Annotated in this window: 19 protein-coding genes; 6 read left to right on the plus strand and 13 right to left on the minus strand. The window is 69.8% G+C overall.

Going from position 1 to position 18,700, the window contains the following annotated elements:
- Positions 1–12: 12 nt before the first annotated feature.
- From cyoD to G4G93_RS17280, 7 genes are all read right to left on the minus strand, one after another.
- Positions 13–450 carry a cytochrome o ubiquinol oxidase subunit IV gene (cyoD, locus tag G4G93_RS17250; protein ID WP_165085803.1) on the minus strand — a complete coding sequence of 146 codons (438 nt, stop codon included), beginning with the start codon at positions 448–450 and terminating at the stop codon, positions 13–15.
- Positions 447–1,139 carry a cytochrome (ubi)quinol oxidase subunit III gene (locus tag G4G93_RS17255; protein ID WP_206289841.1) on the minus strand — a complete coding sequence of 231 codons (693 nt, stop codon included), beginning with the start codon at positions 1,137–1,139 and terminating at the stop codon, positions 447–449. Before G4G93_RS17255 ends, cyoD begins: the two co-directional genes overlap by 4 nt.
- Complete coding sequence (locus G4G93_RS17260) at positions 1,136–3,139, minus strand: cbb3-type cytochrome c oxidase subunit I (RefSeq protein WP_165085805.1); 2,004 nt, start codon at positions 3,137–3,139, stop codon at positions 1,136–1,138. The genes G4G93_RS17255 and G4G93_RS17260 overlap by 4 nt, the downstream gene beginning before the upstream one ends.
- A gap of 2 nt (positions 3,140–3,141) precedes the next feature.
- On the minus strand, positions 3,142–4,044 hold the full coding sequence (cyoA, locus tag G4G93_RS17265; RefSeq protein ID WP_312892073.1) for a ubiquinol oxidase subunit II: 903 nt from the start codon (positions 4,042–4,044) through the stop codon (positions 3,142–3,144).
- 1,080 nt (positions 4,045–5,124) lie between these two features.
- Positions 5,125–6,669, minus strand: a complete 1,545-nt coding sequence (hisS, locus tag G4G93_RS17270) for a histidine--tRNA ligase (RefSeq protein ID WP_165085807.1) — start codon at positions 6,667–6,669, stop codon at positions 5,125–5,127.
- 173 nt (positions 6,670–6,842) lie between these two features.
- Positions 6,843–8,078: an O-antigen ligase gene (locus G4G93_RS17275; protein WP_165085808.1), complete on the minus strand. Its 1,236-nt coding sequence runs from the start codon at positions 8,076–8,078 to the stop codon at positions 6,843–6,845.
- A gap of 300 nt (positions 8,079–8,378) precedes the next feature.
- Positions 8,379–9,416 (minus strand): bile acid:sodium symporter family protein, encoded by a 1,038-nt coding sequence (locus G4G93_RS17280; protein ID WP_165085810.1) that lies wholly within the window; start codon positions 9,414–9,416, stop codon positions 8,379–8,381.
- A gap of 127 nt (positions 9,417–9,543) precedes the next feature.
- Between G4G93_RS17280 and G4G93_RS17285 the strand changes: the two genes are divergently transcribed.
- Positions 9,544–10,410: a LysR substrate-binding domain-containing protein gene (locus G4G93_RS17285; RefSeq protein ID WP_206289842.1), complete on the plus strand. Its 867-nt coding sequence runs from the start codon at positions 9,544–9,546 to the stop codon at positions 10,408–10,410.
- A 141-nt stretch (positions 10,411–10,551) separates the two neighbouring features.
- On the opposite strand, the gene G4G93_RS17290 is transcribed toward G4G93_RS17285, so the two are convergent.
- A complete protein-coding gene (locus G4G93_RS17290; protein ID WP_312892075.1) occupies positions 10,552–10,866 on the minus strand; it encodes a hypothetical protein in 315 nt (104 codons plus the stop codon).
- Between the two features lie 313 nt (positions 10,867–11,179).
- Between G4G93_RS17290 and G4G93_RS17295 the strand changes: the two genes are divergently transcribed.
- The 4 genes from G4G93_RS17295 to G4G93_RS17310 all read left to right on the plus strand — a co-directional run bounded on the left by G4G93_RS17295 (position 11,180) and on the right by G4G93_RS17310 (position 14,187).
- Entirely contained in the window at positions 11,180–11,629 is a 450-nt protein-coding gene (locus tag G4G93_RS17295; protein ID WP_165085812.1) for a DUF2948 family protein, read from the plus strand.
- A 65-nt stretch (positions 11,630–11,694) separates the two neighbouring features.
- A complete protein-coding gene (gene hisD, locus G4G93_RS17300) occupies positions 11,695–12,984 on the plus strand; it encodes a histidinol dehydrogenase (protein ID WP_165085813.1) in 1,290 nt (429 codons plus the stop codon).
- Positions 12,985–13,187: 203 nt separating this feature from the next.
- A complete protein-coding gene (locus G4G93_RS17305) occupies positions 13,188–13,676 on the plus strand; it encodes a UPF0262 family protein (protein WP_165085815.1) in 489 nt (162 codons plus the stop codon).
- 88 nt (positions 13,677–13,764) lie between these two features.
- Positions 13,765–14,187, plus strand: coding sequence for a low molecular weight phosphatase family protein (locus G4G93_RS17310; RefSeq protein WP_165086072.1), 423 nt, complete (start codon positions 13,765–13,767; stop codon positions 14,185–14,187).
- A gap of 102 nt (positions 14,188–14,289) precedes the next feature.
- On the opposite strand, the gene G4G93_RS17315 is transcribed toward G4G93_RS17310, so the two are convergent.
- The 4 genes from G4G93_RS17315 to G4G93_RS17330 form a co-directional block, all read right to left on the minus strand.
- On the minus strand, positions 14,290–14,610 hold the full coding sequence (locus G4G93_RS17315; protein WP_165085817.1) for an AzlD family protein: 321 nt from the start codon (positions 14,608–14,610) through the stop codon (positions 14,290–14,292).
- On the minus strand, positions 14,607–15,323 hold the full coding sequence (locus G4G93_RS17320) for an AzlC family ABC transporter permease (protein WP_165085818.1): 717 nt from the start codon (positions 15,321–15,323) through the stop codon (positions 14,607–14,609). Before G4G93_RS17320 ends, G4G93_RS17315 begins: the two co-directional genes overlap by 4 nt.
- A gap of 278 nt (positions 15,324–15,601) precedes the next feature.
- A complete protein-coding gene (locus G4G93_RS17325; protein ID WP_281409705.1) occupies positions 15,602–16,597 on the minus strand; it encodes an HWE histidine kinase domain-containing protein in 996 nt (331 codons plus the stop codon).
- Complete coding sequence (locus G4G93_RS17330) at positions 16,587–17,330, minus strand: Crp/Fnr family transcriptional regulator (RefSeq protein ID WP_165085821.1); 744 nt, start codon at positions 17,328–17,330, stop codon at positions 16,587–16,589. Before G4G93_RS17330 ends, G4G93_RS17325 begins: the two co-directional genes overlap by 11 nt.
- 714 nt (positions 17,331–18,044) lie before the next feature.
- Between G4G93_RS17330 and G4G93_RS17335 the strand changes: the two genes are divergently transcribed.
- Entirely contained in the window at positions 18,045–18,320 is a 276-nt protein-coding gene (locus tag G4G93_RS17335) for a hypothetical protein (RefSeq protein WP_165085822.1), read from the plus strand.
- Positions 18,321–18,416: 96 nt separating this feature from the next.
- Here G4G93_RS17335 and G4G93_RS17340 read toward each other — a convergent pair whose 3' ends face one another.
- Complete coding sequence (locus G4G93_RS17340) at positions 18,417–18,677, minus strand: hypothetical protein (protein ID WP_165085823.1); 261 nt, start codon at positions 18,675–18,677, stop codon at positions 18,417–18,419.
- Positions 18,678–18,700 lie beyond the last annotated feature (23 nt).

Consider the following 18,700-nt stretch of genomic DNA (forward strand, 5'->3'; position numbering starts at 1 on the left):
TGCCGCCCCCGCTCAGTGATGCATCCCGGATCCCGGGGTCAGGGGCATCGTCCCGCCCGTCGGCATCATGTTGGCGTTCATGTGCCCCATGATCCAAACGGTGCCGCCGATCAGGAGCACGACGACCAGGATCCCGAAGGCGAGCGCGAGGGCATTGTTGATGTGGTCCGGCGCCGTCGTCAGGTGCAGGAAGAAGACCAGGTGGATGCCGATCTGCGCGATGGCGAGCACGATCAGCGCCACGTTCACGACCGGGCCGTAGATGACGTGGGTGTACGAGAGCCAGAACGAGACCGCCGTCAGCAGCGCCGCCAGGGCGAGGCCGACGAGGTAGCTCCGGATCGCGGCGGCAACGCCCTCCCCCGCCTGCCCCTGGTCTCCGGGCGCGGCATCGCCGGACCGATGTCCCTCGCCCGCCTGTCCGGCGGCGGCTTGCGGCACGGGGCTCATGCGCTGACTCCCATCAAGTAGGCCACCGTGAAGACGCCCACCCAGATGATGTCGAGGGCGTGCCAGAACAGGCTCCAGCAGGACGTGCGGCGGACGACGTCGTCCCGGAACCCCTTGGCGGCGACCTGGGCCATCATGGTCAGCGCCCAGAGAAGGCCGGCCGTGACGTGGACGCCGTGGCAGCCGACCAGGGTGAAGAAGGCCGACAGGAAGGCGGAGCGGGTCGGCCCCGCCCCTTGCGCGACCAGCCCGGCGAATTCCCGGGCTTCCAGGACGAGGAAGCCGGCGCCGAGCACCACGGTCGCCAGCATCGCGACCTGAAACCAGAACCGGTTGCGGACCCGCATCGCCACCGTCGCGAGGCCGCAGGTGAAGCTCGACAGAAGCAGGCAGGCCGTCTCGAGGGCGAGGGTGCCCCGGTCGACGAGGTCGGCCGCGGCGGGGCCGCCCGCCGTCGCGTCCTTCAGGACGGCGAAGGCGGCAAACAGCGTCGAGAAGGTGATGACGTCCGCGAGGATGAAGATCCAGAAGCCGTAGCTCACCACGATCGCGGTCGGCGCCGGTCCGCCGCTGCCATGGCCGGTGGCCGGGCTCTCCCCACCCGGATTGCGCCCGAGGCGGTAGGGATCGGGGGGGCGTGGAATCGGCGTTCCGGGGCCCGCGGCGAGGGGTGCGGTCGAGGCGCTCAACGGACCGTCTCCATCGTGGCGTAGATGTCGCGCCGCGCGCGGCGGTTCTGGGCGTCGATCCGGGCGACCTCGTCGGCCGGGATCTCGTCCTCCGTGCGGTCGCGCCAGGCGAAGACCGCGAAGGTGAGGTAGGCGCCGACGCCGCCCGCGATCGCCATCCACCAGATGTGCCAGATCATCGCGAAGCCGATCAGGGTGGCGAAGAAGGCGCAGACGAAGCCGGTCGGGCTGTTGCGCAGCACCGCGATCGGTGCGTAGCGCGGCGGCTCGGGCAGTACATGCTGCTCCCGGGCCCGTTCCTTGACCGTCCAGTACGGCTCCTCCCCGTGGACGTCCGGCAGCACCGCGAAGTTGAAGGCGGGCGGCGGCGAGGCGGTGGACCATTCGAGGGACCGCCCGTCCCAGGGATCGCCCGTCGTGTCGCGCAAGGCGTCGCGGTGCCGGATCGAGACCACCAGCTGCACGGCCTGGCAGGCGATGCCGGCGAGGATGGTGACTGCCCCGAGGAGCGCGACGAGGAGCCAGGGCCGCCATTCCGGCACGTCGTAATGCTGGAGGCGGCGCGTCATCCCGTCGAGGCCGGTGACGTAGAGCGGCCCGAAGGCGAGCCAGAAGCCGACCTGCCAACACCAGAACGCGGCCTTGCCCCAGCCCTCGTGCAGCCGGAAGCCGAAGGCCTTCGGGAACCAGTAGGTGTAGCCGGCAAACGCCCCGAACAGCACGCCGCCGATGATGACGTTGTGAAAATGCGCGATCAGGAAGGTGGAGTTGTGGAGGACGAAGTCCACCGGCGGGATGGCCAGCATCACCCCGGTCATGCCGCCGACCACGAAGGTGAGCATGAAGCCGATCGACCAGAGCATGGCGGCGCTCATCCGCACGCGGCCGCCATACATGGTGAACAGCCAGTTGAAGATCTTCACGCCCGTCGGCACCGCAATGATCATCGACAGGATGCCGAAGACGCCGTTGACGTCGGCGCCCGCCCCCATCGTGAAGAAGTGATGCAGCCAGACCATGAAGGCGAGCATGCAGATCGCCATCGTGGCGAGCACCATCGAACGGTAGCCGAAGAGCGGCTTGCCCGAGAAGGTCGAGACCACCTCCGAGAAGATCCCGAAGGCGGGCAGGATCAGGATGTAGACCTCCGGGTGCCCCCAGGCCCAGATCAGCGACATGAACAGCATCGAGTTGCCGCCGGCCGTGTCGGTGAAGAAGTGGAAGCCGAGATAGCGGTCGAGGATCAGCATCGCGGAGACCGCGGTGAGGATCGGGAAGGCCGCGACGATCAGCAGGTTGGTGGCGAGCGCGGTCCAGCAGAACATCGGCATGCGCAGGTAGCTCATGCCGGGTGCACGCATCTTCAGGATGGTGGTGACGAAGTTGATGCCGGTCATCAGCGTGCCGATGCCGGAGATGGACAAGGCCCACAGCCAGTAATCGACCCCGACCCCGGGCGAGTAGGTGATTTCCGAGAGCGGCGGGTAGGGCAGCCAGCCGGTGCGCTGGAACTCGCCGACGACGAGGGACAGGTTGACGAGGAGCGCGCCGGTGCAGGTGAGCCAGAACGACACCGAGTTCAGCGTCGGGAAGGCGACGTCGCGCACCCCGAGCTGGAGCGGCAGTACGAAATTCATCAGCCCGATCATGAACGGCATCGCCACGAAGAAGATCATGATCGTGCCGTGGGCGGAGAAGATCTGGTTGTAGTGCTCGGGCGGCAGGTAGCCCGGCGCGTCGAAGGCGAGGGCCTGCTGCGAGCGCATCATCATCGCGTCGGTGAAGCCGCGCAGCAGCATCACGAGGGCGAAGATCACGTACATCACGCCGATGCGCTTGTGGTCGACCGAGGTGATCCACTCGCGCCAGAGGTAGGGCAGGTGCCCGGCCAGCACGATCCAGGCCATGATGCCGAGGAGGACGAGGCCGACGAAGGCGCCGGCAAAGAGCGGGATCGGCTGATCGAGCGGGATCGCCGCGAGGGAGAGCTTGCCGAGCACGATCAGTTTCCTTGGCGGGGAGACACGGTCGGATCGGGCCGGCCGCTCACCGGCCCGGGGCCCGGCGGGAGCGCCTGCGCGACGATCCGGTCGAAGAGGCCGTCATCGGCGAGCCGGAAGGTCTTCGGCGGGACCTTGCTGCTCTGCCGCGACAGCGCCCGGTAGGCGTCGTCGTCGAGCGTGTCGGTCGAGCCCTGCGCGCCGCCGATCCAGGCGGCGAAGGCGGCCTCCGGGACCGCGCGGGTCTCGAAGGTCATGTCGGCGAAGCCGTCGCCGCTCAGGTGCGAGGACAGGCCGAGGAAGCTCCCCTCCCGGTCCGCCTGGAGGTTGAGCCGAGTCGCCATCCCGTTCATCGTGTAGATCATCGAGCCGAGCCGGGGCACGAAGAAGCCGTTCCAGACGCTCGCCGAGGTGAGGCGGAACCGGACCGGCCGGCCGACCGGGATCACGAGCCGGTTGAGGCTCGCGACGCGCGCCTCCGGATAGAGGAAGAGCCACTTCCAATCGAGCGAGACGACCTGCACCTCGAGCGGCTTCTCGGGGCTGGTCAAGGGCTTGCCGGGGTCGAGGTCGTGGCTGCCGATCCACGCGATGCCGCCGAGGAACATCACCGTCATGAGCGGGATCGACCAGGTGACGATCTCGACGCGGCCCGAGAAGCTCCAGTGCGGCCGGCGCACGGCCCTGGGGTTGCCCGGCCGGTACCACCAGACGAAGGCGAGCGTCGCCGCCATCGTGGGTATGATGATGAAGAGCATGACGACGAACGCGTTGAGCAGGATCGTCCGCTCCTGCATCCCGACCGGGCCGGCGGGATCGAGCACCCGCAGGGTGCAGCCGGACAGGCCGCAGCCGAGCGTGATCGTCGCGCCCATCCTGGCGAAACGGCGCCATGTCTCTGACACGTTCGCTCCTCTGCCGTAACGAAACTACGGTCGCATCACCCGTTTCCAGGGCAAACCGGAAGCTAGAGCGTCATGACGAATGGTAAAGTGTGGATTTTTACCGATGTTTCCACAACTTGAAATTGACTTGTTGAAATATTATACGTGAAATAGAGTCGGTAAGACCTTATGCAACCCACAATGGTCACGACGGAGGTCCGGCCGATCGGGTCGTCCGGTGGGGGCGGATCGTGCCGGTCGGTAGGTGAGGGTCGGTCGGCAGGCAGGAGAGGAACCGATCCGGACCGATCTCACGAGAAATCCGGCTGATCGCGTCGCAACGTGGATTTCGGCTTCGCTCGAGCGCCGCATGAGACCGTTGCCGGAAGGACTCCTCCGTCAACGGTCTCATGCGAGAGCGGCGCCCGATCGTGGTACCGTCGGGCGCCGCTCCCTGTCGTCGGTCGTGCCGAATCGTCCGCGACGAACCGCCATCCGGGACGCCGAGGCTCCAGGAGGGGGCGTGGGCTACACGAGTGCCCGACCAGCGCCTTCACCTTCGCGGCGACGACCGGGAACCCGCGGCCCGCGGGTCCCGCGACGCCTTGCGATCCACCGCACTCGCGTTGCCGGGCGCACGGACGTGCTGGCGGAGCGGCGGGCGCGGGGTCGGACCCTCGCCGTCATCCTGCGGACGGCGGATCCGACTCGACGCGCCGGGGACGGGCATGGACGTGAGGCGATCCGAACGGATCGCCGACGCGGATGCATCGACGTCGGTCCCGGTCCTGCCGGTCACGACGTGAGGTCGGATGGAGAACCCGGCAAAGTCCTTTGGCCGGGAAATCCGGACCGCCCAGGGAAAAGATCTTTTGGATACGAGCGCGGGGATCCCCTCCCCCGCGTGGAAAAGGGGATCCCGCGCCTTTCTCCTGACCGGACGGCCTTGGGCCCGCGGGACGTGCGTGCAGCCAACGGCCCTCACCCCCCCGTCATACGACATCCGACTGAGTGCTCGGCGATCGCTGCGCAATCGCGTTCGCAATGCGGATTTCGGCTTCGCTCAGACGCCGCGCGGGCTGGTGATAGCGTTTCCGGAAGTCATCGTCCGGAAACGCTATCATGCCGCGCCAGCACCTCGCGCACCCGCGCCACCATCTCGTCCACCGGCACCGAGAACTGCGCCGGCCGGGCGGATTTCCACTCGGCGTTGCTGGCGATCGCCTCGGCGGCCTTGGCTCCCTCGATCAGGTCCTTGATCTGAACCTCGCCCTTCGCCCGCTCGTCGCTGCCCTGGATGACGACGCAAGGAGCGCCGCGGCGGTCGGCGTACTTCATCTGGGCCTTCATGCCGGAGGCGCCGAGATAGAGCTCGGACCGGATGCCGGCCTGGCGCAAGCCCGCGACGAGGGCCTGGTAGGCGGCGGTCTCCTCGCGGTCGAGCACCAGCACCACCACCGGACCGGGGGCGCTCCTCCCCGACACGATCGGGCTGCCGACCACCTGGAGGGCGGAAAACAGGCGCGAGACGCCGACCGAGAACCCGGTCGCCGGCACCGGCTCGGAGCGGAAGCGGCCGACGAGCCCGTCATAGCGCCCGCCGCCGGCCACCGAGCCGAAGCGCACGGTCTGGCCGTCCTCGTTGACGACCGGGAAGGTCAACTCGGCCTCGAAGACCGGGCCGGTGTAATATTCGAGGCCGCGCACCACCGACGGGTCGGCCCGCACCCGGTCGTGGCCGTAGCCCGCCGCCTCGCACAGCTTCATGATGGCGTGCAACTCGGCGATGCCCTGGCGCCCGGTCTCGGAGGAGCCGACGACCTCGCCCCAGCCGCCGAAAAAATTCTCCCAGAAGGCGAGGCGGTCGCCACCCTCGGTGGGGGCGGCCTGGAACGAGACGTAGCGCAGGATGCGCTCGATCGCCTCGTCGGCGAGGCCGGCGCCCTTGGTGAAGTCGCCGCTCTCGTCCTTGCGGCCGGGGCCCAGCAGCAGGCGCACGCCGTCGGGCCCGAGCCGGTCGAGCTTGTCGATCGCCCGCAGCACGGTGAGGCGCCGGCCGGCCTGATCGTCGCCGCCGAGCCCGATCGCCTCCATGACGCCGTCGAGGACCTTGCGGTTGTTGACCTTCACGACGTAGTCGCCGCGGCCGATGCCGACACGTTCCAGGGTGTCGGCGGCCATCATGCAGATCTCGGCATCCGCCGCGACGGTCGGGGCGCCGACGATGTCGGCATCGAACTGCATGAACTGGCGGAAGCGGCCCGGGCCCGGCTTCTCGTTGCGGAAGACGTAGCCGGCGCGGTAGCTGCGATAGGGCTTGGGCAGGGCATCGAAATGCTCGGCGACGTAGCGGGCGAGCGGCGCCGTCAGGTCGTAGCGCAGGGACAGCCAGGATTCGTCGTCGTCCTGGAACGAGAATACGCCCTCGTTCGGCCGGTCGAGGTCGGGCAGGAACTTGCCGAGTGCCTCGGTATACTCGATGAACGGGGTCTCGACCGCCTCGAAGCCGTAGAGCTCGAAGCTCTCGCGGATCTTCTCCAGCATCCGGTGGGTGGCGGCGATCTCGGCCGGCCCGCGGTCGACGAGGCCGCGCGGCAGGCGGGGCTTGAGGGTGGCGGCCTTCTCGGCCTTCGCGGGCTTGGGCATCGGGTCTCGCAGAAGAAGATACGGTCGCCGCGGCCCGCCGGCGCGATGGCGGGCAGGCGGGCGCGGGGTTCAGTGGGCTCGCGCCCACATAGGCCCATATCCGTCCGGGCTCTAGTCCCATCGGTATGGCGGACCGTCCCCGCGCCTCGACGGACCTCCGCAGGGCCCGGCCGCTACGCCCGCCCGCCGGCCAGCCAGCGCACCCGCGCCGCCTCCAGCCCCCACACGATGCCGAGCATCATGTAGACGTGGCGCCACTTCTCCATGTCGATCTGCATCGCCTGGAGGAAGAACATCAGCAGGGCCGGCACCACGATCTGGGCGTGCCGGCGGTAGGGCGTGTCCTGGCTCATCAGCCGGAACCCCACCCGGGTGGTCATCAGCACCAGGAACACGAAGGCGACGCCGGCGACCCAGCCGCCATTGGCGAAGGCGCCGATATAGGAATTGTGCGGCTCGAGGTTGAAGGTGCGGCGCCAGCGCAGGGGCCCCATCCCCAGCGGATCCTCGATCAGCATGCCGATGCCGCGCAGCTGGTTGCCGAAGCGGCCGGTCTCGCCCTCGTCGTAATCCTGCGTGACGGCGGCGCGCTTGGCGAAGGTCTCGTGGACCTCGCCGATGGAGAGGAGGCCGACGAGGGCGACCGCCCCGAACCCCGCCGTCAGGGCGGCGAGGAGCACGATGCGGCGGCGCAAGCGCGGGGCGCTGGTGCGGTAGAGCATCACCACCATCAGGGCGCCCATCGCCGCGGTGCCGCCCCAGGAGCCGCGGGAGAACGACAGGAACACGCCGGCGAGGATCACCGCGAGGCCGAGGCCCGCCAGGAGCGGGCGCCGGGCCCGGCCGGTGAGCAGGTCGTGCAGCAGGTAGAAGGCGCCGAGGGTCAGGAACGAGCCGAACACGTTCGGGTCCTGGAAGGTGCCCGAGGCCCGGCCGTACTTGCTGAACAGGTCCTCGTTGCCGATCAGCCCGAGATAGCCGCCGATGCCGAGGCCGGCGCTGAGCAGCGTGCTGGCGGTGTAGACCTTGAGGGCGAGCTCGACCCGCCGGTCGGACTCGTCGGAGAAGAACATCGTGAAGAAGATGCCGGTGACGGCGAGGTAGCACAGCTGTACCGTCCAGACCGGCGGCAGTTCCTCGTCGAGATAGGGCATCAGGGCCACCACCGTGGCGCCGACATAGACGAGCAGTACCATGACCAGCGGGACCGCCCCCCGGTAGAGCCGCACGCCGAGCAGGACCCAGAGCACGATCGTCGGGATCGCCACGATGTCGTAGGGCGAGGTGTCCGAGAAGGCGAAGCAGGCGAAGAAGATGAACGCCGCCATCAGGACGAGGCCGAAGCCGCGCAAGGCCTGCAGGAACGGCATGCCCGCGAGGTCGCGGCGCGGCAGGACGAACGTGGTCATCGGGCGCCTCCTCGGGTGACGGCACCCAGGGAGGCTAGGGGCGGGATGGTGTGCGCCGGCTGAAGCAATGCGGTTAATGGAATACGAAAGATCCGGGGATCCTCGTCCCGCCCGCGACCTCATCCTGAGGTCGTGACTCGGAAGGATCGCGCAAGCAGCGAACGGCCCCATGAAACGGCGCGGCCCCGCCGCGGAACACGCGACGGGGCCGGACACTCACGCGAGCCGTTACGCAACCTGGCTCGACCAGGAGAATGACGCGACGACGTGAATCCTTCGTCAACGCGCCGCGAGCCCTCGTCAGCGCGCCGCGAGCTTGACGGCGGCCGGGGCCACGCCGGCCCGGGCCGGGCCCTCCTCGGCGGCCAGCATCGCCTGCGTCCGCTCGGCGTAGCGGCGAGCGAGCGCGGCACAGGCCATGAGCTGGACCTGGTGGAACAGCATCAAGGGCAGCAGGATGCCGCCGACATCCTGGCCGGCGAAGATCACGTTCGCCATCGGCACGCCTGAGGCCAGGCTCTTCTTCGAGCCGCAGAACACGATGGTGATCTCGTCCTCCTTCGAGAAGCCGAGGAGGCGGCTCGCGGCGGTGGTGATCGACAGGACCACGGCGAGGAGGACGAGGTCGACGACCAGCATGGTGGCCAGCGCCGGCAGCGGCGTGCGGCTCCACAGGCCCGTCGCCACCGCGTGGCTGAAGGCGATGTAGACGATCAGCAGGATCGAGCCGCGGTCGACCACCATGGTCAGCGGCTTGTGCCGGGTCAGCCACCGGCCGAGCCGCGGCTGCAGCAACTGTCCGAGGACGAAGGGCAGCAGCAGCTGCGCCATGATCTTAGCCACCGCCGCCCAGTCGAAGCCGTGGTGGTTCCCCTGCGAGTTCAGCAGCACCGCGACGAGGAGCGGGGTGATGAACATGCCGAGGATGTTCGAGGCCGAGGCCGAGCAGATCGCCGCCGGCACGTTGCCGCCCGCCACCGACGTGAAGGCGATGGAGGATTGCACGGTCGAGGGCAGCACGCACAGGAACAGCACGCCGGCGGCCAGCGCCGGGGTCAGCAGGGTCGGGCTGAGCAGGCCGGCGGCCAGGCCGAGGACCGGGAACAGCACGAAGGTCGAGGCGAAGACCACGAGGTGCAGGCGCCAATGCACCAGGCCGGCGAGCGCCGTCTGCCGGTCGATGCGGGCGCCGTGCAGGAAGAACAGGAGCGCGATCATGCCGTTGGCGAAGACGCCGAGCCATTCGGCGGCCCGATCCTGCACCGGCAGGACGCTGCCGAGGATCAGGGCGCCGACGATCATCAGCGTGAAGGTGTCGGGGCGGAATCGGGAGAGCATGTCGGGCCGCGTTCGGGATCGGGGAAATGGCCGAACCAACCTAATCGGCCCCTCCCCGGAAGGGTACGCAGGGCACCGGGATTACAGTTATCGTGAAATGCGATAACCTGTGCGTCGTTCATGCAGGATGCGGAGAGCCATCATCACCCGCCTGATCGATCCCGTGCTGCTTCGCACCCTGGCGGCGGTGGTGCGCAGCCGCAGCTTCAGCCGGGCGGCCGAGCAGCTCGGCCTCGGCCAGTCGACGGTGAGCCAGCACGTCCAGCGGCTCGAAGCGCAGCTGGGGCGCCGGCTGGTGGCGCGCGACACCCATTCGGTGGCGCTGACCCCGGAGGGCGAGACGGTCCTGGGCTTCGCCCGCACGGTGCTCGACGCGCATGAGCGGCTGGAGCGGGCGCTCGCCGGCGGGCCGGTGCGCGGCAAGGTGCGGTTCGGCGCCTCGGAGGATTTCGTGCAGAGCCGGCTGTCGGAGGTGCTTCGCGATTTCCGCGAGGCCTACCCGTCGGTCGACCTCGAGCTGAGCGTGGCGCTGACCGGCTTCCTCAACGACGCGCTGGCCCGCGGCGAGCTCGATCTCGTGCTCGGCAAGCGCCATGTCGGCGAGACGCAGGGCATGCTGGTACGGCGCGACCGGCTGGTCTGGGTCGGGCTTCCCACCGCCCTTCCGGAGCGGGGCGAGCCGGTATCGCTGGCGAGCTTTCCGCCCCCCAGCATCACCCGGGCGATCGCGCTCGCCGCGCTCGCGCAGGAGGGCCGGGCGTTCCGGGTCACCTGCACCTGCGCCAGCCTGAGCGGCTTGCGCGCCGCGGCGCTCGCCGGGGTCGGCGTGATGGCGCAGCCCCGCAGCCTGATCCCGGACGGCCTGCAGGAGCTGGCGCATCCCGACCTGCCGCGGCTGGCCGATGTCGAGTTCGTGCTGTCCGGCCCGGGGCTGCACCGGGAGCCGAGCCGGGCGCTGGCGCACGAGATCCTGAACGCGGACATCTGGGATTGACGCGATTTCCGGGCGCGGCCTTCGCCTTCCTCAAGGCCGGTCCAGCCGTGCGGGAAAGGGCGTGGCTCGGGCCGGACCGTGATCCTGCCGGTGCACGGCAACCGGTGCGAGGGCGGCGATGCCGTCCTCGCACCGCCTCGCTCAGTACCCGATGGCGCCGCGCTTGAAGCCGAAGCCCGGAACCTCGCAGCCGCAGGAGCTGTTGAGGGGCGCCGGGCGGGTCGGGCAGTTGCCGCGGGCGGTGACGCAGATCCGGCCGATGCGGCCGCCGCCATACTCGCCGCGATAGCGCGGGCGCTCGTACTCGTCGCGGTAGCGCGGACGATCGTAGTCGTAGCGCTCCTCGTAGCGGCGGCGGGGGCGATACTCGTCGTCGTAGCCGTATTGCGCGAAGGCGGGCGCGACGCCGAGGCCGAGGGTCAGGGCGGCCAGGGCCGCGGTCATCACGGTCTTCACGAAACTCTCCTTCGATCGACTGTCAGGGTCCGGATCGAGCCGAACCTCTCTTGATGGTCAGGCTAGGCGGTCGGACATGAACGCCGGCTGAGGCGATTCGGTGCCGTTGCGACAGCCGGAAATGACGAAGGGCCTCCGACGGGCGAGGAGACTTGACCGGAGAGGAGTCTCGGCCGCACGCCGTCCACCGGCCGGCGGTTGTCGTCGGCGGGGGGCATCGCCACCTACCGTCGGTATCATTCCGACAGCACGGGCCGCGCCGCCGTCACGGCCGGCCCCCAGCACAGGGACGCCGACAGTGAAGGACGCGGAGATGGAGCTCCTGAAGCTCGCTGCCCTCGACGCCGACGATCTCGCGGTCATCTCGACCCACCTTCAGGATGCGGTCCTGCGGACCGGAGACCTCGCCTACCTGCCCCGGGAGCGCCGCTTCGCCCTGGTGGCGCGGCGCTTCGACTGGGAATGCCCGGACGGCGCCCCGCCCCGGCGGCGGCTGACCGGCCTGCATTTCGACCGGGTGCTCGGCGTCCGCTGCCGCAACATCTCCCGCGATGAGCCCGACACCCCGCTCGAACTCCTCGCCGTCACCTTCGAGCCCGGCGAGGCGCCGTCCGGCACCGCGACCCTGGTCTTCTCCGGCGGCGGCGCGATCCGGCTCGAACTCGAATGCATCGAGGCGGCGATGAAGGATCTGGGCCCGGTCTGGCAGGCCGACAGCAAGCCGCTGCACGGCTCGCTCGACAGGCCTCTCGACGCCGCCTGAATTTTTTGGCAGTCGGCGGGTCCTGCTCGAACCTTCCGCCCGCCGACCACGAGACCGGACACAGCATGCAGCGCCTCGATTCCCGCGACCCCGATTTCGAGGCGCAGTTCGCCCGCCTGCTCTCGGTCAAGCGCGAGGTGGCGGAGGATGTCGACGTCGCGGTGCGCGACATCATCCGCGACGTGGTCGATCGCGGCGACGCGGCGCTGATCGACTACAGCAAGCGCTTCGACCGGCTCGACCTCACCCCCGAGACCATCCGGGTCTCGCGCGAGGAGATCGACGCCGCGACCGCCGCCTGCTCGGGCGAAGCCCTCGACGCCCTGGCGCTCGCCAAGGCGCGGATCGAGACCTACCACCGCGCCCAGGTGCCGGCCGACCACCGCGAGACCGACGCGCTCGGCGTCACCCTCGGCTGGCGCTGGACGGCGCTCGAATCCGTCGGCCTCTACGTGCCGGGCGGCACCGCGAGCTACCCGTCCTCGGTGCTGATGAACGCGGTACCGGCCAAGGTCGCGGGCGTGCCGCGCCTCGCCATGGTGGTGCCGACGCCGGACGGGATCACCAACCCGCTGGTGCTGGCCGCCGCGAAGCTCGCCGGTGTCGACGAGGTCTTCCGGGTCGGCGGCGCCCAGGCCGTGGCGGCCCTGGCCTACGGCACGGCGACGATCAGGCCGGTCGCCAAGATCGTCGGCCCGGGCAACGCCTACGTGGCGGCGGCCAAGCGCCGGGTGTTCGGCCAGGTCGGCATCGACATGATCGCCGGCCCCTCCGAGGTGCTGATCCTCGCCGATTCCTCGGCCAACCCGGACTGGGTCGCCGCCGACCTCCTCGCCCAGGCCGAGCACGACATGGCCGCCCAGGCGATCCTGGTCACCGACAGCGACGCCCTCGCCGAGGCCGTGGCATCGGCGGTCGAGGGACAGCTGACGACCCTGCCGCGCCGGGAGATCGCCACGGCGAGCTGGCGCGACTACGGCGCGATCGTACGGGTGGAGCGCCTGTCCGACGCGATCCCCCTCGTCGACCGCCTCGCGCCCGAGCACCTGGAGATCGAATCGGCGGATGCCGAGGATCTGGCGGCGCGGGTGCGCAATGCCGGGGCGATCTTCCTCGGCGCCCACACGCCGGAAGCGATCGGCGACTATGTCGGGGGACCCAACCACGTCCTGCCGACCGCCCGCTCGGCCCGGTTCTCCTCCGGCCTCGGCGTGCTCGACTTCATGAAGCGGACCTCGCTCCTCTCCTGCACGCCGGAGGCCCTGCGGGCGCTCGGCCCCGCCGCGGTGGCCCTCGGCCGCTCGGAGGGGCTCGACGGGCATGCCCGCTCGGTGGCGATCCGCCTGAACCTTTAACCTGTCCGGGTCATCCTGACGTCAGCAGATTCCGCAAGAGCGGTTGCCGGTTTTGCGACAAAAATCTGCGCTAAAACAAGAGTCTAGGCGGACGAAGCGTTGGCCTGCCAATGCAAGTCTGCTTAGGTCCGGCTTGCGCGCGGGACCGCGCTCGCCTCTGCTGCACGTCCCTTGAACGCCCGCGAGACGGGGGAGGAGATCCGATGGCGAGCGAGGCTCCCGATCCGCGACAGCGCCTGGCGGCGGTGACGCTCGACGAGGATTCGATCGGGCGCGGCAACCCGGACCAGGAGCACGAGCGCGCCATCGCGATCTACGACATCCTGGAATCCAACAGCTTTCGCGTCGCCAACCACGACGGCGGCCCCTACGCGCTGGCGCTGGGCCTCGTCGAGAACAAGCTCTCCTTCGCCATCTCGACCGCCGACGGCCAGCCGGTGATGACCCATCTCCTGTCGCTGACGCCGTTCCGCGGCGTGATCCGCGACTACGAGATGATCTGCGACAGCTACTTCAAGGCGATCCGGACCGCCTCGCCGAGCCAGATCGAGGCGATCGACATGGGTCGGCGCGGCGTCCACAACGAGGCCTCGGAGCTGCTGCTCCAGCGCCTCGACGGCAAGGTCGAGATCGACCACGACACCGCCCGCCGGCTGTTCACCCTGATCTTCGCCCTGCACTGGAAGGGTTGACCCGGTGTCCGGAAGCCCCCTTCCGGACAGCGCCGCTGCCCCTGGGGCCGATCCGTCGAAGCCGGATCCCGCGAAACCGGGCCGGCGGGTGCAGTCGGTGCTGTTCGTCTGCAACTTCAATGCCGTGCGCTCGGCCTGCGCCGAGGCGCTGGCCCGGCATTACTTCGGCAAGTCGGTCTACGTGCAGTCCGCCGGCGTGCGCAGCGGCGAGCCGACCGACCCGTTCATGGTCTCGGCCCTCGACGAGGTCGGCATCGACGCCTCGCGCCACCGCCCCCGCACCCTGGAGGAACTGGAGGAGTGGGAGGGCCTGAACTTCGACCTGATCGTCTCGCTCTCGCCGGAAGCCCATCACGCCGCGCTGGAACTCACCCGCACGGTCGCGGCCGATGTCGAGTACTGGCCGACCCCGGACCCGACGGTGTCGCAGGGCTCGCGCGAGCAGCGGCTCGACGCCTATCGCGACCTGCGCGACGGGCTGGGGTTCCGGATCCGGCAACGGCTGCGGTGAGGCCGGGACTGGCTCGACCCCTCGCTCGCGTTCGGCGGCGTATCCCAGCCGAGGCCCCGCCGTGAGGTGCGGTTGGGATCAGCCGGTCCCTGGCATGCGGCCCTACAACCCCAGCGCCCGTCCCGCCGCCACCACCCCCAGCCCCGCCAGCACCGCCGCCAGCTCGAACCGCGTCAGCGCCATCACGCCGGCAGCCGTCGCGAGGCCGAGGAGGCCCGGCAGGCCGGCGGAGAGGCCGGTGGGAAGGGCGGTCGCCACCACGATCGAGCCCGGCAGGGCGCGCAGGCCCCGCTCGACCCGTGGGGTGAGCCGGACCCGGCTCATCAGCACCACGCCCGAGGCGCGGCAGAGATAGGTGACGAGGGCGAGCGCCAGGATGGCGATCCACGGACCGGCGGGGCTGGCGAGGACGGCGTCGATCACCGGGCCGCCCCGTCATCCACCAGGAGGCCGGTGACGAGGCCCGCCGCGGCGCCCGCCGCGATGAAGGCGTAGCCCGGCACCAGCCGCTGCACCAGGAGCGCGACGAGACCCGACGCCAGCCAGGGCAGGGCCGGCCGCACCCCGCGCCAGAGCGGCGCCAGCATCGCGGCGAAGAAGACCGGCAGGATCATGTCGAGGGCGTAGGCCCGGGGCTGGGTTACCAGGGCGCCCGCCAGATGGCCGGCCATCGTCGAGGCGACCCAGAGCGGCCACAGGCCGATGCCGGAGCCGAACAGCACGCCGAGGTCGCGGCCGCCCTCGGAGCGGTGGCGCACGCCGATGAGCCAGCTCGCATCGACGAGGACGAACAGCGTCATCGCCGTGCGCCAGAGCGGCGTGCCGCGCATCCAGGGCTGGATCGTCGCGCCCATCAGGATCATGCGGGCGTTGATGAGACCGGTCACCGTCATGGCGGCGAGCAACGCGCTCACCGTCCAGGGCTGGCCCCAGACCTCCAGGGTGACCATCTGGGCCGAGCCGGCATAGACCAGCGCGCTGGCACCCGCGGCCTCCGCGAGGCTCAGGCCCCGCTGAGCCGCGGCAGCTCCGAAGGCGGCGCCGAATACCGCGATGCTGGGCCAGAGCGGCAGGCTGAGCCGGATGCCCGTGAGGATGCCGGCGCGGGTGAACGGCGCGGCGGAGGCGTGGGACATGGAGTGCAGGGGTCGTGACGAGACTGGCCGGACACCCGTCTGTCGCAAGCCGAGCCGGCCGGCGTCAATCCGCGGCGGAGCCTGGCCTGGGTTGCGAAATCGGGGGCCCGCAGGCACACGCTCATGCTTGACGAAGCCTTACGGCCGCTCGCTGCCCGGCGTTTCCACGTGAAACACTCGTGCGCTGCCCGATCGCGCGGCGATCGGACAGGACCCTCGATCTTTGATTGTGCCGCATTCCCTGCGACGAACCGGTCTCCTCGTCGTCGGACAATGCTCTAGGCGGTGCCGGATGAGCGCGGCAGCGGCAGCACGATGACGACGGAGCGGTCGCGTTCGGTCTCCGTGATGGTGGTGGCGGCGCGCAGGTCGTAGGAGAGCATTCGCTCCAGCATCTCGGCGCGCAGGGTCTCGCCGCAGGCGAGGCCCGGACCCGGCCGCGAGCGCTCGCGCCAGGTCAGGGTCAGGTGACTCGCCGTCGTGCTCCAGCTCGCGGCGATCCGGTCGTGGCGGTCGAGCACGGCGCCCCGAACCAGCTCGTGCAGCGCGAGCCCGAGCTTCTCCGCCACCTCGACCGGCAGCCGCACCGGCGGGCCGGACAATTCGCTCGGCTCCGGCAGGGCATGGGCGGAAAGCTCGTCCCGGATCAGGACGTCGAGGGCGACCCCGGACAAGGGTTCGCGCGAGACCTCGGCCTGGATCCGCGCCATCGCGGCGAGGCGGTCGTCGAGATGGGCCGCGGCCTCCTCGGCGCTGGCGGCCGTCTCGGCGACGCGACGCATGATGCCGCGGATCACCGCAAGGTTGTTGCGCCCCCGGCGCTGCAACTCCTGGACCAGGAACGCCTGCGCCTCGCGCATCAGATACAGGTCGTGGATGTCGGTCGAGGTGCCGAACCACGTCGCCGCCCGGCCGTCATCGTCGCGTTGGGGCATCGCCCGGGTGAAGAACCAGCGATAGGAGTCGCCCGCCGGCCCGTCCTCCGTCCCATGCCGAACCAGGCGGTGCTCGACCGCGACGTGGCCGCGGCGCGAGGCCGCCCGCCAGGCCTCGCGGGTGGGCTCGCGATCCTCCGGGTGCACCGCATCGAGCCAGCCGCAGCCGCAGCTGCGCTCGGCGCTCTGCCCGGTGAAGGCGGCCCATTGCCGGCTGGCCCAGATCCAGTCGCCGTGCGGATTCGATTGCCAGACCAGATGCGGGATGGACTCGACCATCCGGCGAAAATCGGGCTCCTCCGTGGCCTCGATTCCGAACGGGTCGGCCTCAGGCCTCATTGGAATCGAGGTGCCGCCCTTCCCGGCCCAGATGCAGGTAGTTCGGGTTGAACTGCACCGCCCGCTGCAACGCGTCGAGCCGATGGATGGTGAGTTCGCGGCCGCGCAAGGAGATCAGTCCGACGCTGCGCAGCTCCTGCAACGTGCGGTTCACGTGTACGACCGACAGCCCGATTGTGTCGGCGATCTCGGCCTGGGTCAGGGGCAGTTCGCAGGCATTGCCCTGGGTGAGCCCGACCGCGCGCAGACGCACGTAGAGTTCGCAGAGCAGGTGACCGAGGCGCTCGAAGGCGGTGCGCTGGCCGATATTCACCGTCCACTCGCGCTGGATCGCCGCCGCCACCAGCGCTTCCCAGCACAGGGCCTGCGACAGCCGGGCATGGCTGGCGGTGAGCTGGCGCATGGTCTCGGTCGGGATCTCGGCCAGGGTCACGGCGGTCACGGTGCCGATCGAGTGGTCCATCTCGCGCAGGATCGAGACGTTCTGGTCGCACAGGTCGCCAGGAAGCAGGTAGGCAATGATCTGACGGCGGCCATCCTCAAGAGTCTTGTAGCGGCAGGCCCAGCCTTCGAGGATCAGGTTCACCCCCTGCGGCAGGTCGCCCTCGTGGACGATGTCGTCGCGCGAGCGGATACGGCGCGTGCGCTGGCGCGACGCGTGGTCGAGCGCCTGTCTGTCCTCACCGGACAGGTTCGTGAAATGCTCAAGTTTGCGGATGAGAAACTCGGCCAAGGCGCCCCGCCATGGATGAGAAACTCGGCCAAGGCGCCCCGCCATTCCACGCATAGCTTGTTCTAACATATTTTCATCATGATTGTTATATCAAAAGTTACATACGATCAATATAAGGACGATTTTCCGGACATTACTGTGAAATTTTCTATGCTCGCGTGTCTCGCCATGGTCGTTCCGGGCGCCTCTGCCGGGCGCCTTGGCAGGGGCACTTTGGCCGGGTGCACCTGGGCGAGGGGGCGCCTCGGGGCGCCTTGGCGAGGAGAGGCGGCACGGCGCGGCAGGCCTCGTCGGACGTGTTTCGGACGCTCGGACCGGTGTTGCGATCCGACAACATGATGTTTGGAAGTGAAAGCTCGGCCACAGAGCAGGGATTGTGATCCGCGCTCGGATAGGCAGTTTTGAAGGCGAGGGCGGCTCCAGAAGCGCGAGGCTGCGATGATGTCACGGGCGATGCACGATCGACCCGGCGGGCCGGCTCCCGCCATCCTGCCGCCGGCACCCCGGTCCGCGGCGGGCACGAGGCCGCCGGCCACGATACCGACCCCGGGCATTCTCGCACCGGGCATTCTCGCGTCTGGCTTGCACGCCGCCTTCGACGGCTGCCTGGCCGAGGCGCTGCCGGCGGATCTCGCCGCGCTCCTGGGACGGCTCGACCGATCCGGTCCCGTCGATCCCCGCCCTTCCGATTCCCGCAAGCGTTCGTAGAGTCCCATGAGCGAAACCGCCGCCGACACCAACCGCATCGTCGCCTTCCCGCAGGCCGTGGCCGCGGCCCCCGTCGACGAGAACACCGCCTCGATGATCGAGGTGCTGCAGGAGCAATTGCGCCTGGCCCGCGAGGGCAAGCTGCGCTCCGTCGCGGTGGTCTCGGTCTCTTCCGACGGCGGGGCAATCGGCACGCAGTGGTCCTGCACCCACGGCGACATCACCAGCCTGATCGGCAAGCTGACGGTACTGACCCACGACATGATGGCCGCCCGCAAGTGACGGCGGCCGCGTGACGGCCATCGAGTGATCGTACCTCCGTAACGGCCGCCCGGCGACGGCCCCGGGCCCGCCGATCGCGACGCGCCGGAGGGTGCGTCAGCCGCGGCTGAGCCGCAGGGCGTTGGCCCGCACCTTCCGGCGGTAATCCCGCACCACCCGCTCGGCCGTGCCGCCGGCGGCGAGCGTCATCGCCGCCTCGGCGGCGGCCTCCACCTTCTCGGTCACCATGCGCTGCGCCTCGATCTGGGCCGCGGCGCCGCCGAGCGAGAGCTTGGCGAGCCGCAGGGCGACGACCGTCTGCGCCTCCAGTCCGAGGCGAACGGTGTCGAGGCCGAGGCGCAGCCAGGAATCGTACATCGTCGAGCGTCTCCGAGATCGGG

It is taken from the genome of Methylobacterium sp. DB0501 (genome assembly GCF_011043735.1).
GTDB lineage: Bacteria > Pseudomonadota > Alphaproteobacteria > Rhizobiales > Beijerinckiaceae > Methylobacterium > Methylobacterium alsaeris.